This is a genomic window from Bacillus sp. FDAARGOS_235 (genome assembly GCF_002073415.2).
GTDB lineage: Bacteria > Bacillota > Bacilli > Bacillales > Bacillaceae_G > Bacillus_A > Bacillus_A toyonensis.
Map to the genome: position 1 here is coordinate 2,467,863 of NZ_CP020437.2, position 14,991 is coordinate 2,482,853.

A 14,991-nucleotide genomic window follows, 5' to 3' on the forward strand; every position below is an offset into this window, starting at 1 on the left:
TATGTTTAAACGCTTTTCTTCTCTTCTTTATCTTGCTTTAACTCAATGTACGCTTCAGTTTTTTTTTCCTCTGCATGTGAGTCTTTCATAAATAATTCACGTGCTTCTTTCATACCACCATCTTCAGCAACTACTGGCTCTTCTTCTGCTTTAAGCTCATCTACCTTTGGAGATACAGCTTGAATTTCAATCGTTTCTGGCTTTTCTTCTCGCTCAATTTTTTTCTTACTAAAAATTTCTTTCGTTTCTTTTAACGTCTCTACAACTGACGGCGTCAATTTTTTAATTTCTGCTACTTTCGCTTTCACTACATTGAAATCAGCAAGTTCGCGTCCTTTATCTGTAACAGTTTGCACTTTTTCTTTAATCTTTGCATTTTCACCAATTTCAATCATCTTTGTTTTTGCTTTTTCAGCAGTGTTTTTTACCTTTTCACGGTTTTCTTTCTTTAACATGGATACAGCTACACCTGCCGCTACACCAAGCGCAATGTTTCGAGCAATATTATTTTTCTTTGCCATATTCCTTCACCCTTTCATTTCTTATGTTAGAAAGTATTTCTTTCTAAGCTTCCTCATATTCCTTGTTCATTTCGAATGAAAGCTAATAGCTTTGCACACCCTTCTGTTACAAGGTCATACACTTCTTGAAAGTTCCCTGTATAGTAAGGGTCAGGAACGTCTGTCCAGCCACCGTCTGGAACAAAGTCGGACAGCCTACCAATATAGCCTCCAGTTTTACCTAAACTTTTTAAATCTGCTATATTCTTGTTGTCCATGGCAATAATATAATCAAACTTTGTTAAGTCTTCTTTTTCTACTTGCCTTGCTTTAATTCCTTCAAAAACGACTTCATTTTCTTTTAAAATTTTTTGTGTTCCTTTATGTGGCGGATGACCAATGTGCCAATCTCCAGTTCCTGCAGAATCAATGACAATTTTCTCTTCAAGTCCCTCTTTTACGACAAAATCTCGAAAAATCGCTTCTGCCATTGGAGAACGGCAAATGTTCCCAAGACAAACAAATAATACTTGAACCATATTTTTGTTTCTTCCTTTCTTGGTGCATTTCTTAATATATACTTATAGTATAAACAACCAATTATTAAATATAAAGGAAATCCCTACTAATTTAATAGGATTGAAAAGATTCATTAACGAAAATGATAAAAAAATGTTAAGATAGCCTTATGTTATTTTAAAGGGGGACACTTCGGTGGATTTATCCGTAAAGTCAGAAGAAAACGTTGAATATATGGTCGAAGCTATTAAAGAAAAATTACGTATGGTTAATGCTGGAGCGATGAGAGCTGCTAGCTTTAACGAAGAAATGTACGAGGACTTACGTGACATCTATGAGCATGTTATGAAACGTGAAACATTCAGCATTAGTGAAATGCAAGCTATTACAGAAGAATTAGGTACATTAATTAAAAAGTAAAAAAGCCTCTCTTATATGAGGCTCTTTTTTATTTCCAACAAATTCATGACAACTCTTCTCTTTTCCTCAACCAACTGTAAAATATTGTACAATAGAAGTAGAAGCTCATCTTAGATTTTTTCTCCGTACATACTACTCACAAATAATAGCAACACTACCATTGCTAACTGTTTTTACTGGAGGTGCTTACTTATGAGCAAATGGTACAGTAAGACGAAAGATCAAATATTAACGGATCTTAAAACAAATGAACAAAGTGGTTTAACCGCTGACGGTGTAAATGAACGCTTAAAAAAATTTGGTTCAAATGAATTAACAGTAAAACAAAAACGTACTTTATGGCAGCGGATTTTTTCCCAAATTAATGATGTCCTCGTATATGTTCTTCTTATAGCTGCCCTTATTTCTGCCTTTGTAGGTGAATGGGCAGATGCAAGCATTATCGCGCTCGTTGTCATATTAAATGCAGTTATTGGTGTCATCCAAGAGTCAAAGGCTGAGCAAGCTTTGGAAGCACTAAAAAAAATGGCAACACCTAAAGCTATCGTAAAACGAGACGGCGAACTAAAAGAAATTCCATCTGAACAAGTCGTTCCAGGTGATATCGTCATGCTCGATGCTGGACGTTATATACCATGTGATTTACGACTTATCGAAACAGCAAATTTAAAAGTTGAAGAATCTGCTCTAACTGGTGAGTCCGTCCCTGTTGATAAGGATGCACTTTATCATCCTTCTATGCAAACTGATGAACAAGTGCCACTGGGCGATCAAAAAAACATGGCCTTTATGTCGACGCTAGTAACATACGGACGTGGCGTTGGTGTTGCTGTTGAAACTGGTATGAACTCACAAATTGGTAAGATTGCTACCCTTTTACATGAATCAGATGATGATATGACACCACTTCAAAAAAGCTTAGCACAAGTAGGAAAATATTTAGGCTTTGTCGCTGTAGCCATTTGCGCTATTATGTTTCTCATCGGTTTTTTACAAGGACGCGATACGTTAGAAATGTTTATGACTGCAATTAGTTTAGCTGTAGCGGCTATTCCTGAAGGACTACCAGCTATCGTTTCCATCGTTCTTGCAATTGGCGTGCAGCGTATGATTAAACAAAACGTTATCATTCGTAAACTACCAGCTGTTGAAGCTCTCGGGTCTGTCACAATTATTTGTTCAGATAAAACAGGTACATTAACGCAAAATAAAATGACCGTTACTCACTTTTATAGTGATAACACATACGCTCAGTTAGAAAATTTGAATGTAAATAATGATGTACACCGTCTATTGTTAGAAAATATGGTGTTATGTAATGATGCGTCTTATAGTAGTGAATCCCAAACTGGGGACCCTACTGAAATTGCCCTTCTCGTTGCTGGAAGCACTTTTAACATGCAAAAAGATCATTTAGAAAATAAACATGAACGTGTTAACGAGCTACCTTTTGATTCTGATCGTAAAATGATGTCAACAGTGCATACATACGATGAAAGCTACTATAGTATGACGAAAGGTGCTATTGATAAACTTTTACCTCACTGCACCCATATCTTTATAAATGACAAAGTTGAGGTCTTCACAAATTCTGATAAAAATCAAATATTAGAAGCTGCCGGGGCAATGTCTCAAGAAGCTTTAAGAGTACTTTCATTCGCATTTAAACAATATAATGCGAATGATGTGGATATTAATCATCTCGAAGAAAATCTCATCTTTATCGGTCTTGTCGGTATGATTGATCCACCACGCACAGAAGTAAAAGATTCCATTACAGAGTGTAAAAAAGCTGGTATTCGTACAGTTATGATTACTGGTGATCATAAGGATACCGCCTTTACAATTGCCAAAGAACTTGGTATTGCTGAAGAAAAATCTGAAATTATGATTGGAACTGAACTAGATAACATTTCAGATACAGAACTAGCAAACAAAATTAATCACTTACATGTATTCGCTAGGGTCTCTCCAGAACATAAAGTGAAGATTGTAAAAGCATTACGTGCGAAAGGAAATATCGTTTCTATGACTGGTGATGGCGTCAATGATGCTCCATCTTTAAAACAAGCAGATGTTGGCGTAGCAATGGGCATTACAGGGACAGATGTTGCAAAAGGCGCAGCAGATGTCATTTTAACAGACGATAACTTCTCATCTATCGTTAAAGCCGTTGAAGAAGGCAGAAATATTTACCGTAACATAAAAAAATCGATTCTCTTCCTACTCTCTTGTAACTTCGGAGAAATGATCGCTTTATTTTTAGCTATTTTACTTGGCTGGGCGACACCATTACGCCCAATCCACATTTTGTGGGTTAATTTAATTACCGACACACTTCCTGCATTGTCACTCGGTGTTGATCCTGAAGATTCAGATGTGATGAAAGAAAAACCACGACGTGCGAAAGAAAGTCTATTTAGCGGGAGCGTCCCTTTTCTTATTTTCAATGGTGTTGTAATTGGATTTTTAACGTTAGCAGCCTTTATCGTTGGGGCGAAACTCTATGCTGGAGATACAAACTTATTTCCACTTTTCCCAGAGCAAATTGATGAAGATGCTCTATTACATGCTCAAACGATGGCATTTGTCGTTCTTAGTTTTTCTCAGCTCGTTCATTCATTTAACTTGCGTTCAAGAACGAAATCGATTTTCTCAATTGGGATATTTACAAATAAATACTTAGTCTTCTCACTTCTTATTGGTGTTCTTATGCAAGTATGTATCATCTCCATCCCTCCTCTAGCGAATATATTCGGTGTACATGCATTAACATTACGCGATTGGGGATTTGTTCTCTTGTTAAGTATCATTCCGCTCGTTGTGAATGAAATCATTAAATTAGTTAAGAGAAACTAAAAGGCAATGAGGACTGTTCCTCATTGCCTTTTCTTTATCCCACTATTTTCCCGGTAGTAAAACTCCCACCTCAAAATTCAGCTTGAGGTGGGAGATCAACTGCCCATAAACGCCCAATTGGTGAAGGTTAACAATCAGTGAGGATGAACAAAAACCCACTGATTAAAGTTTCACTTTATCCTTGTAATTCTTTTTTGATGTTTTCTGTTAGTGTAGCCATGCGCTTACGACTTTCTTCACGCTCACGTTTATTTTGCTCTTCAATTTGTTGTGTTTCTTGCATACCTCTTGAAATAATGTTCCAAGTTTCTTCAAGTGTTTCCATCTTAATACTAGAAGAACCTGATAATCTCGCTACTTCCACACTTTGAGTTGCGATATTTTGTGCATTTTTCTTCAGTAACTCATTTGTACGACGATCAAGTTCAGCCATAGAATCTGCAACAAGCTTTTGACGTTTCGCATTTACCGCTTGAATGATACCATTTTTAAAGATAGGAATCGTTGTAATAAATGCTGTATTAATCTTACCGATTAATTTATTGTTACCACGTTGAATCATACGAATTTGTGGTGCTGTAAGTAGAGCAACCATACGTGCCTTTTCTAAATCATCAATACGTTGCTCTAAAATTTCAACAGAGTTTTTAAGTGATTCTAATTCAATACCTGCTAGTTGATCATTATTACGTACGCGCTCTTCATACATCGGGACTAACTCTGTATTTAAACGCTCTAATAACATTTCTCCTGCCACTACGTACTTTTCTAAATCTAAATAATACTTTAAGTTTTGCTCATACAAGCCATCTAACGTACCAATTGATTTTTTCATTTCATCTTGATACTTCGTAATTTCTACGTATACTTTATCCATTTCGCGACCCATTGTCTGATACTTACTAAAGATTTGTTCAATCATTTTATCTGCTTTTTTGAACATACGTGAGAAGAAACCACTTTTCTCTTCCGCAAAATCTTTACTATCAAACCTGTCCATAATTTTACCAAGCTGTTTTAATAATTCACCAGAGTCTTCTATTTTTGATAAAGACATTGTATGTAAAATTTGATCAGCGAAACGTGAAATTTCCATAGACGGTTCTTTTCCAAGCTCGATTAATTCTAACTGATCTTTAATATCTACCGCATTATAAATACGTTGTACTTCCGCATCTTGTCTAAGTTGTAAACGGACATCTTGTGCGGTTTGCTCATTTAATTCTGTTTTTGAATCTAGTACGACTGGGTTATTCATATGGTATTCTCCCTTTCCTTATAAAAATGGACGAAATAGTCCTTTTATTGTTTGTGATAAATTTTTATAGGCTGATGAACCATGAAACTCAAGATCAAAATTAACTTCCTCAAGCCAATGTGAATCAAATGCGCCTGCTTCAATATACGGTTCAATATCGTTTCTCCCCGTTGGATTGAAATGGAATACATCTACTCCAATTTGATTTAAAAATAGTAGTAAAACAGCATCGGAACGAGTTAATTCTCCACTCTTCTCATTATTAAATATAACAATTTTCGGTACATCTTGTGAATAATCAAATTTCTCAAGCTGTTCTAAAATATTCGGTGGTATTTGAGAGAGCTGCGCGAAAACATATAGTGCTACCTCTTGTTTCATCTCTTTCCCAACTGGTTTACACATTTCACTTTCACACGTATGGATGATTGCCTCTGCAATACCATGCTGTAAACCTTCCGGTAAACGCTTATGCGGCCACCAATGGCTATTCATAATTAAATCCGGGTGTAACTTTCCTCCGCGGTCCAATGCATCTCGGTAATGATATTGGAAATTCGCTTTTTGTTCTTTCGTAAACGGGAATGTATTAATTAATAAACTGTTATCGAATGATGTAACTGCCTTTAATCGTTGAAAATATTCTTTATCGTTCTTTGAAACGCCTGATATTTTTGCAAATAAAGAAGGGATATAGATGTGTTTATTTTCAACAAAGAATGTTGGGCGTACAAACGACTTTTCTTTCGTAATTAAAAAGAGTTCATCATATGTCGTTTTTAATGTACGTGCTACAGGTGTATACGAACGGAATTGCCACGGCTTATACAGTAGTGAATTATCATGGTGAAGTACTTGCTCAATTTCCTTTGAAGCTTGGTACGCTACTGTTGCGACGCGTTCGCGACGACGATCGGGAAATGGTTCAAGAGAAATACGGCTTGAATGAGACACAACAAAAGTTCTTCCCGCTTCATCGATATTCTCAAAGCCATCTTTTCCTTCCGGGTGATAATAAAGTACATCACAGCCGAGCATAATAAGAAAGTATAAGAAATATATACGACTTTCCTGTGCATCACCATACCAAATGATACGCGGCATTTGTTTCTTATAATTAATCGTAGAAAACCACTTCGTTACATAATTCTCACTTAACTTAATCATATCGATTAAGAAACGACGGAATCCTTCTGTCTTTAAAGATTGATTATGTTGTTTCTCATACAATTTCAATACAGAAATAAACGTCGTATGTATATAATGTTGCAAATCAGGATTGTCTACTTGCGGTAATAGTTGCTTTCCAGACAAATGGGCTACAAGCCTATTTACTGTAAGTCCATTTGGTGCTTCTTGATGTAACGCAAAAACCTCTTGAATATGACGCAGTTTTTCGGAATCAATCACCTTATTTAAATTTTGTTCATGCAAAACCTCAATCCCTTTTGCTTCACTATAATCAAATAAATCATTGAAATATTCATCTACATCATTAGGAACACCAAGAATACGCGTTGCTATATAACTAAATTTCATTTCATTCTCTGTCAGTTCATATTGTGGGCGTTTTTCTAAAAGCGCTTCAAATTGTTTTAAATCTGATTCTTCTTTTAATGCACATGGTTGAAGTGTAAAACGTGAAAACACAACAGTTCACCTCCAAAAACATTTACGTTTTTATAAAGTCTCTCTTCTATTATAAACTATTTTTAGTTATAAAAAATGGGCGCTCGCATAACGAGCAAACCCATTTCAATTATTTATGATTATTTTTAGTAGCTGCAACTTCTTCTTTAGCCTGTCCAGAATTCTTCATGTAGTGAATTATAAATGTTGCTCCAAATGCTACAAGTAAAATAATAAAGAACAGTGTATGACTAATGTGAATATCAATTAGAGACAATAACATTTTCGCTGCAATAATTAGAATTAAAATATACGCTGTTGTTTCTAATTCTGGAATACGCTCTAACAATTTTAAAAATACGCCAGCAATACCACGCATCATTAAAATACCGAGCATTCCGCCTAATAGTAAAATCCAAACTTCATTTGATACACCAAATGCAGCAAGTACGCTATCTACAGAGAACGCGATATCCATTAATTCAACCATCGCAACCGTTCCCCAGAAGACACCGAACATTCTAAAGAGAATACTATTTTGATTCATACCATGAGCTTCCTCTTCTTCACTTGCACCTTTACGCTTATCAATAAAGTATTTCACTGATAACCAAGCAAGGTAAAGCGCACCAAGAAGTTTTACCCACCATAATTTAATTAAGAACATTCCAATTCCAATCGCAATAAAGCGGAACACATAAGCTCCAATAAGTCCGTAGAATAATGCTTTTTTACGTTTCTCTTCCGGAAGATGTTTTACCATTACCGCTAACACAAGTGCGTTATCAGCAGATAGTAACCCTTCAAGTACAACAAGTGTACCAATTAATCCCCAAGATACTGGATCTTGCAACACTTTAATCCACATATCTAAGTCGAAAAACTGAGCATACGTATTAATGATTTCTTGCAAAATGCTCATCTTACCTTTATCCCCTATTCTTTGCTAGATTTATAGAAAGGTCAAAAAAAGGAAACGAATGTCGTTTCCCTTCTTATGCATCCAAGCCATACGCTCTTACAAGCGCACCTAATCCACCTTGGAAACCGCTTCCTACTGCATTAAACTTCCACTGTCCATTATGACGGTATAATTCACAAAAGACAACTGCTGTTTCAATGGAGAAATCTTCCCCTAAATCAAAACGAAGAACTTCTTCGTTTGTTTCCTCATTCGCTAAACGAACGAATGCGTTTCCGACTTGTCCAAAGTTTTGATTACGGCCTTCACCATCATAAATTGTAACTGTGATTGCAATTTTATGTACATCTGCTGGAACTTTCTTCAAATCGACAACAAGTTGCTCATCATCGCCTTCACCTTCACCTGTACGGTTATCTCCTGTATGCAGAACAGATTCACAAGGAGACTGTAAATTGTTATAGAAAATAAAATCAGTTTCCTTCGTACATTTTCCGTTCGCATCTAATAGAAATGCCGATGCATCTAAATCGAAATCAGATCCACCATCATAAGATTTAATATCCCACCCAAGACCAATTACCGCTTTTGTTAAACCAGGGCTTGTCTTACCTAAATCGATCTTCTGTCCTTTTTGTAACTGAATAACCATTTATATTCACCTCTATATTTTAATCTTTAAAAATATATCCATCAGTAAACATGCGTTTCACCGATGGATATATAAATCTATTACTCTACATCTAAACCAAAGTTATTACATAGAGAACCTAATCCACCTTGGAATCCACTTCCAATTGCATTGAACTTCCATTCACCTGCATGACGGTATAATTCACCCACTACTACCGCTGTTTCAATAGAGAAGTCTTCTCCTAAATCGTAACGAATTAATTCTGCATTTTTCTCTTCATCTAGAATACGTACGAAAGCGTTAGAAACTTGTCCAAAGTTTTGGCTACGGCCTTCTCCATCATAAATTGTAATTGTGAAACAAATACGTTCGATGTGAGCAGGAACATTTTTCAAATCTACTTTAATTGATTCGTCATCGCCTTCACCTTCGCCTGTGCGGTTATCTCCTAAATGCTCTACAGCACCATTCGCACCTTTTGGATTATTGTAGAAGACGAAATCCTCTGCGCCTGAAACTTTACCATTCGCACCTACTAAGAAAATACTAACATCTAAATCGAAATCGTTTTGTCCGTCATAACGATTCGTATCCCAACCAAGTCCTACAAGAACTTTTGAAAGACCTGGATTCGTTTTTGTTAAATCTACCTTTTGTCCCTTTTTCAACGAAATTGATGCCATATACAATTCCTCCTCGGTTTATTTTATTGATAACGTGATACAATCTCACTTAAATTTTTATCTTGTGTTCCTTCTCCAACCGCTGAAAACTTCCACTCACTTCCGTGTCGGTACATTTCTCCTGCAATTAGAGTCGTTTTGCCAGCATAGTTATCTGACAAGTTATAACGTGCTAATTCTTCACCTGTTTGCGGGTTTTGAATACGAATATATGCATTACGAATCATCCCAAAATCTTGACGACGATTTACACAGTCATAAATATTTACAACGAATACTAAACGATTAATACGGCTCGGAACTTTATGTAATTCTACGAAAATTGTTTCGTCGTCACCAGCGCCTTCACCTGTTAAATTATCTCCTGAATGAATAATACTACCACAAGTAGAAAGTTTGTTTCCAAAGTAAACTAAATCATTTTTATTTAAAAAACGCTCTCCTTCTAACATAACAACTGATGCATCACAATCTACATTTGGTTTACTTCCAAATAATGAAGACAGAAACCCACCTGATTGCCCAATTGGATCCCAGCCTAAGCCAACCTGTAGTTTTGCTACTCTCGGTTGTCCTTTCGTTAAATCGATCTTTTGTCCTTTTTCTAAAATAATAGGCATGAAGTTTCTTCCTTTCTACAAAGCATTTTCCTAATCGGAAAATATTGTATTCTTCTCTTATATTGTAGCATTATTTATCTATTGAGAAAAAGAATAAATTCTCAATTATATGAAAACACCTATATCATTTATTTATATTGATGTAAGAAGTGGTAAATCGAACCAATCACTCCTGCGTGATTACGATTTTGTGCGATTTTAATCTCGCAATTACTATAAATCTCAGGATTTAAATATTTTCGTACCTCTTCCTTTACTTCTTCTAAAAATCGATTACCTCTATTAGTAATCCCTCCACCAATAATAATTACTTTTGGATTGAAGATATAAGCAAGATTACTAATTCCAATGGCTAAATGTTTAAAGAATATTTGAACGGCATGTATAACTTCTTTATCCTTCTGATCATATAATTCAAAAATTTTTTCACCGTTCCAATTCCCGCTACCTTTATACTTCCGCACAAGAGAAATTAACCCTGAAATCGAGGCAACCTCTTCAAATTGTTTCCCTTCGATCAACATATTGCCCCATTCACCAGCACTAAATGAATGACCTCTGTACAGTTTTTTATTAATAACAATAGCTCCCCCTATTCCCGTTCCAAGGGTAAGCATAATGCAATTATTTTCATTTCTTCCAACACCTTGCCACATCTCTCCAAACAAAGCACAATTGACATCATTTTCAATGGATATAGGAACTTTTAATACAGCTTGTAATCTATCAATAATAGGAATACCAGCATAGCGTGGAATATGATCCACGCCGCCAGTTATGATTCCTCTATGAATATCTACAATTCCGGCTGTACTAATACCGATTCCAGAAACAACATGTTCATTCATTAATTGCTCCGCCAAGCTAATAATTTTTTGAACGATTTGTTCCCCACCTAAATGGGCCTCTGTTAATGTAGTTTCGTGATTTAGTAATATCCCAGATTTTGAAATAATCCCATATTTAATCTGTGTACCACCAATATCAAATGCGATATATTTTTTCACACTGTCACTTCCTCTAACATTATGAACTTCACTTTTCTGCATTGAAATGATGATGTTTTCCTTTAATAAGAGTTCACAAGATTTACAGATCCAGCTTTTACGTAGACACTGTTGTATTCTTTATTATCCGAAACAATTTCATAATACGATCCTTGTGGTGTATTAACTGTTTTCTTAATGGCTACCATAATGTTGCGAGATGTCATTCCAGTCTGACCTTCAGCCATACTTTTGAATATCGGAGAACCTGCCGTTAACGTTCCAAGTCGATATTTATTTAAATCTTTACTTCCATTCATTGCATCAATTCTATACATAAGCGAGGCAATTTGCTGTCCCCAATTTTCATCACTTGCATACATGACGTTCATTCCTTGTGCCTTATCTCCTAAGTTTCCACCATTATATGTATTTCCACTTGGATTTAAGTAATGCTTATCTATATATGCCGCACAAAAATCAATACCTTCTTCCCATGTTTTGAATCCAGTTGCACCATTATATGGATCTGAATCTACCGCTCTAAAGCCAAATAAATTTTTCTTATCTTGCGCGATACGACTTGTTCCCCATCCTGATTCTAAAATTGCATGTGACACTAAGTAACCGGCATTCATCTTATATTTCTCTGCTGCACTTACAAAATATTTTCCTAATCCAATAAGTGGACTCTTTGCATTCGATTTACGTAAGAAATTATCAATTTCATCTCCTGTATAAGTAGATGTTGCACGAAGTGGCATATACTCAAAGTATTGATAACTATCTTGTCCTCCAATTTGCTTCTTATCAAAAGCCTCGTAACGCTCTCCTTCTTTTAAATGTTTCGGAGCATTACCAATTTGATACGTTGCATGTTTACCATTTTCCGGATTGTATACATAATGATATAACTTGCCATTTTTAGTTGCATAATACGACGTTTTCTCACCAGTCATTGTCGGATGTAATGTAACATCATTTATATTCACATAACCTGTCATACCATCAATTTGGACATGAATACGATCATCAACAGCTTTTACAAATTTCAGGTCAGCTCCACCCTTTACATATGTGAGCTTTTTACCCGTCGTAATATCATAAATATTAATAACACCATTTGCACGAACGAAACCTTGCTTCATATTTACAACTTTACCGTCACTTTTAATGTAAGCATCTTCTTTCATATTCTGCATAATTTGTGTTGCTTCCGCTTCATTTGGTTTTTGAACCTTTTGTGATGAGGTAACAATTTCATAAGAAGACGAACCTTGTTTAACTTTTAAGAACTGTAACGAAACATACCCCTCTCCGCCATTAAAACGGATTTTTGCCCAGCCATTTTCTTTTCCTATGATCGTAACAGTCTCTCCATTTTTCAAATGACCGACAGCTGCCGCACCTGTTGATGGACCTTTACGTACATTTAATAAAGACGCATTTACAACTGCTCGTTCTTCTGTTACCTGTCCAGGGTTTGTTGGGTTTGTTGGATCTATGGAATCTTTACCAATCGTTATAAACTCTAACGACACATACCCTTCTTTTCCTTGGTAATTGATTTTCGCCCAGCCATTTACTTTTCCTAGTACTGTTACTTTTTCACCATTTTTTAAGTTTCCTAGAACCGAGCTACTTGTATTCGCCGCACTTCTTACTCGGAGACTTGTCGCATTGATCGTTCCTACTTCTTGCGTTCCATTCGTAATGTCTTCCGCTGGCTTTTCTTCTTGTTTTCCTGCTTCTAACTTCACAAACTCTAACGACACATACCCTTCTTTTCCTTGGTAATTGATTTTCGCCCAGCCGTTTGCTTTTCCTAGTACTGTTACTTTTTCACCATTTTTTAAGTTTCCTAGAACCGAGCTACTTGTATTCGCCGCACTTCTTACTCGGAGACTTGTCGCATTGATCGTTCCTACTTCTTGCGTTCCATTCGTAATGTCTTCCGCTGGCTTTTCTTCTTGTTTTCCTACTTCTAACTTCACAAACTCTAACGACACATACCCTTCTTTTCCTTGGTAATTGATTTTCGCCCAGCCGTTTGCTTTTCCTAGTACTGTTACTTTTTCACCATTTTTTAAGTTTCCTAGAACTGAGCTACTTGTATTTGCCGCACTTCTTACTCGGAGACTTGTCGCATTAATCGTTCCTACTTCTTGCGTTCCATTCGTAATGTTTTCCGCTGGCTTTTCTTCTTGTTTTCCTGCTTCTAACTTCACAAACTCTAACGACACATACCCTTCTTTTCCTTGGTAATTGATTTTCGCCCAGCCATTTGCTTTCCCTAGTACTGTTACTTTTTCACCATTTTTCAAGTTTCCTAGAACTGAGCTACTTGTATTTGCCGCACTTCTTACTCGGAGACTTGTCGCATTAATCGTTCCTACTTCTTGCGTTCCATTCGTAATGTTTTCCGCTGGCTTTTCTTCTTGTTTTCCTGCTTCTAACTTCACAAACTCTAACGACACATACCCTTCTTTTCCTTGGTAATTGATTTTCGCCCAGCCATTTGCTTTTCCTAGTACTGTTACTTTTTCACCATTTTTTAAGTTTCCTAGAACCGAGCTACTTGTATTCGCCGCGCTTCTTACTCGGAGACTTGTCGCATTGATCGTTCCTACTTCTTGCGTTCCATTCGTAATGTCTTCCGCTGGCTTTTCTTCTTGTTTTCCTGCTTCTAACTTCACAAACTCTAACGACACATACCCTTCTTTTCCTTGGTAATTGATTTTCGCCCAGCCGTTTGCTTTTCCTAGTACTGTTACTTTTTCACCATTTTTTAAGTTTCCTAGAACCGAGCTACTTGTATTCGCCGCACTTCTCACTCGGAGACTTGTCGCATTGATCGTTCCTACTTCTTGCGTTCCATTCGTAATGTCTTCCGCTGGCTTTTCTTCTTGTTTTCCTGCTTCTAACTTCACAAACTCTAACGACACATACCCTTCTTTTCCTTGGTAATTGATTTTCGCCCAGCCATTTGCTTTCCCTAGTACTGTTACTTTTTCACCATTTTTCAAGTTTCCTAGAACTGAGCTACTTGTATTTGCCGCACTTCTTACTCGGAGACTTGTCGCATTAATTGTTCCTACTTCTTGCGTTCCATTTTTAATCGTTGCATCTGATGTTTTCGGTTGTTCCGGCTTTTTTATCTCTTCTGTGTTGCCATCAATTTTCACAAACTCTAACGATACATACCCTTCTTTTTCTTGATAGCTTATTTTTGCCCAACCATTCGCTTTTCCTAGTACTGTTACTTTTTCACCATTTTTTAGGTTCCCTAAAACCGAGCTACTTGTATTCGCTGCGCTTCTTACTCGTAAGCTTGTTGCATTGATTGTTCCTACTTCTTGTGCTCCATTTTTGATTATTGGTTGCAGTTGCTTTTGGCCAGAAGTGTCAGGTGTTTGAATTGCATCTCCAAATTTTAAAAACTCTAAAGATACATATCCCTCTTTTCCTTTATATTCAATCTTTGCCCAGCCGTTCGCTTTTCCTAATACCGTTACTTTTTCATTTTTTTGAACATAGCCAATCATTGAACTACCTAGAGTTGGACTATTACGTACATTCAAACGAGTTGCCGTAACAATTCCCTCTTCTTTTTGTCCATTATTAATCGTTAATTGTTGTTTTTGTTCAACGTTTGGATTTCCATTCGAAAATCCTAAAAATTGTAATGTGACATACCCCTCTTTTCCATCATGAGAAATTTTAGCCCATTCTTTTTCCTTACTTAAAACTTGTACATTTGTTCCCTTTTTTACTGTTCCTATAACTTTCCCTTGAGTTGTAGGTTGTTCACGTATATTTAAATTTGTTGCATTTACTGTCGCTAAATTATCACTTTCTGCAAAGGCATGCGTCGAAATAAAAGATGTTGCTGTCGCTAGAAATGTACCTGTTATTATTTGTTTTGTTGTTTGTTTCATAATTTTTTATAAGAATATAAGAA

At 36.2% G+C, this 14,991-nt stretch carries 12 protein-coding genes; 2 read left to right on the forward strand and 10 right to left on the reverse strand.

Features of this window, described 5'->3' with window-relative positions; genetic code table 11:
* Nucleotides 1–5: 5 nt before the first annotated feature.
* Complete coding sequence (locus A6J74_RS14605; RefSeq protein WP_001085404.1) at nucleotides 6–521, reverse strand: DUF4075 domain-containing protein; 516 nt, start codon at nucleotides 519–521, stop codon at nucleotides 6–8.
* 53 nt (nucleotides 522–574) lie between these two features.
* Nucleotides 575–1,039 carry a low molecular weight protein-tyrosine-phosphatase gene (locus tag A6J74_RS14610; RefSeq protein WP_000250901.1) on the reverse strand — a complete coding sequence of 155 codons (465 nt, stop codon included), beginning with the start codon at nucleotides 1,037–1,039 and terminating at the stop codon, nucleotides 575–577.
* A gap of 175 nt (nucleotides 1,040–1,214) precedes the next feature.
* Here A6J74_RS14610 and A6J74_RS14615 point away from each other — a divergent pair, with 175 nt between their 5' ends.
* Both A6J74_RS14615 and A6J74_RS14620 read left to right on the forward strand, forming a co-directional pair.
* The gene (locus tag A6J74_RS14615) at nucleotides 1,215–1,439 is read left to right on the forward strand and encodes a DUF1128 domain-containing protein (RefSeq protein WP_000366197.1); all 225 of its coding nucleotides are present in this window, start codon (nucleotides 1,215–1,217) and stop codon (nucleotides 1,437–1,439) included.
* Between the two features lie 192 nt (nucleotides 1,440–1,631).
* Nucleotides 1,632–4,298: a cation-translocating P-type ATPase gene (locus A6J74_RS14620; RefSeq protein ID WP_080609532.1), complete on the forward strand. Its 2,667-nt coding sequence runs from the start codon at nucleotides 1,632–1,634 to the stop codon at nucleotides 4,296–4,298.
* 175 nt (nucleotides 4,299–4,473) lie between these two features.
* Here A6J74_RS14620 and A6J74_RS14625 read toward each other — a convergent pair whose 3' ends face one another.
* From A6J74_RS14625 to A6J74_RS14660, 8 genes are all read right to left on the reverse strand, one after another.
* On the reverse strand, nucleotides 4,474–5,556 hold the full coding sequence (locus tag A6J74_RS14625) for a toxic anion resistance protein (RefSeq protein ID WP_001064417.1): 1,083 nt from the start codon (nucleotides 5,554–5,556) through the stop codon (nucleotides 4,474–4,476).
* 18 nt (nucleotides 5,557–5,574) lie between these two features.
* Nucleotides 5,575–7,206 carry a YceG family protein gene (locus tag A6J74_RS14630; protein WP_000492834.1) on the reverse strand — a complete coding sequence of 544 codons (1,632 nt, stop codon included), beginning with the start codon at nucleotides 7,204–7,206 and terminating at the stop codon, nucleotides 5,575–5,577.
* 109 nt (nucleotides 7,207–7,315) lie between these two features.
* Complete coding sequence (locus A6J74_RS14635; RefSeq protein ID WP_000025680.1) at nucleotides 7,316–8,107, reverse strand: TerC family protein; 792 nt, start codon at nucleotides 8,105–8,107, stop codon at nucleotides 7,316–7,318.
* A 73-nt stretch (nucleotides 8,108–8,180) separates the two neighbouring features.
* Nucleotides 8,181–8,759 (reverse strand): TerD family protein, encoded by a 579-nt coding sequence (locus A6J74_RS14640; RefSeq protein ID WP_000236645.1) that lies wholly within the window; start codon nucleotides 8,757–8,759, stop codon nucleotides 8,181–8,183.
* Between the two features lie 80 nt (nucleotides 8,760–8,839).
* Nucleotides 8,840–9,424, reverse strand: coding sequence for a TerD family protein (locus tag A6J74_RS14645; protein WP_000146728.1), 585 nt, complete (start codon nucleotides 9,422–9,424; stop codon nucleotides 8,840–8,842).
* A gap of 23 nt (nucleotides 9,425–9,447) precedes the next feature.
* Nucleotides 9,448–10,044, reverse strand: a complete 597-nt coding sequence (locus A6J74_RS14650) for a TerD family protein (RefSeq protein ID WP_001121599.1) — start codon at nucleotides 10,042–10,044, stop codon at nucleotides 9,448–9,450.
* A gap of 128 nt (nucleotides 10,045–10,172) precedes the next feature.
* The gene (locus A6J74_RS14655) at nucleotides 10,173–11,051 is read right to left on the reverse strand and encodes an ROK family protein (protein ID WP_000759854.1); all 879 of its coding nucleotides are present in this window, start codon (nucleotides 11,049–11,051) and stop codon (nucleotides 10,173–10,175) included.
* A gap of 62 nt (nucleotides 11,052–11,113) precedes the next feature.
* Nucleotides 11,114–14,968 carry an SH3 domain-containing protein gene (locus A6J74_RS14660; protein WP_080609534.1) on the reverse strand — a complete coding sequence of 1,285 codons (3,855 nt, stop codon included), beginning with the start codon at nucleotides 14,966–14,968 and terminating at the stop codon, nucleotides 11,114–11,116.
* Between the last annotated feature and the right edge of the window lie 23 nt (nucleotides 14,969–14,991).

Coding starts and splice junctions, on each gene's coding strand:
- A6J74_RS14605 (WP_001085404.1), bottom strand. CDS start 521: ATGGCAAAGAAAAATAATATTGCTCGAAACATTGCGCTTGGTGTAGCG.
- A6J74_RS14610 (WP_000250901.1), bottom strand. CDS start 1,039: ATGGTTCAAGTATTATTTGTTTGTCTTGGGAACATTTGCCGTTCTCCA.
- A6J74_RS14620 (WP_080609532.1), top strand. CDS start 1,632: ATGAGCAAATGGTACAGTAAGACGAAAGATCAAATATTAACGGATCTT.
- A6J74_RS14625 (WP_001064417.1), bottom strand. CDS start 5,556: ATGAATAACCCAGTCGTACTAGATTCAAAAACAGAATTAAATGAGCAA.
- A6J74_RS14635 (WP_000025680.1), bottom strand. CDS start 8,107: ATGAGCATTTTGCAAGAAATCATTAATACGTATGCTCAGTTTTTCGAC.
- A6J74_RS14640 (WP_000236645.1), bottom strand. CDS start 8,759: ATGGTTATTCAGTTACAAAAAGGACAGAAGATCGATTTAGGTAAGACA.
- A6J74_RS14645 (WP_000146728.1), bottom strand. CDS start 9,424: ATGGCATCAATTTCGTTGAAAAAGGGACAAAAGGTAGATTTAACAAAA.
- A6J74_RS14650 (WP_001121599.1), bottom strand. CDS start 10,044: ATGCCTATTATTTTAGAAAAAGGACAAAAGATCGATTTAACGAAAGGA.
- A6J74_RS14660 (WP_080609534.1), bottom strand. CDS start 14,968: ATGAAACAAACAACAAAACAAATAATAACAGGTACATTTCTAGCGACA.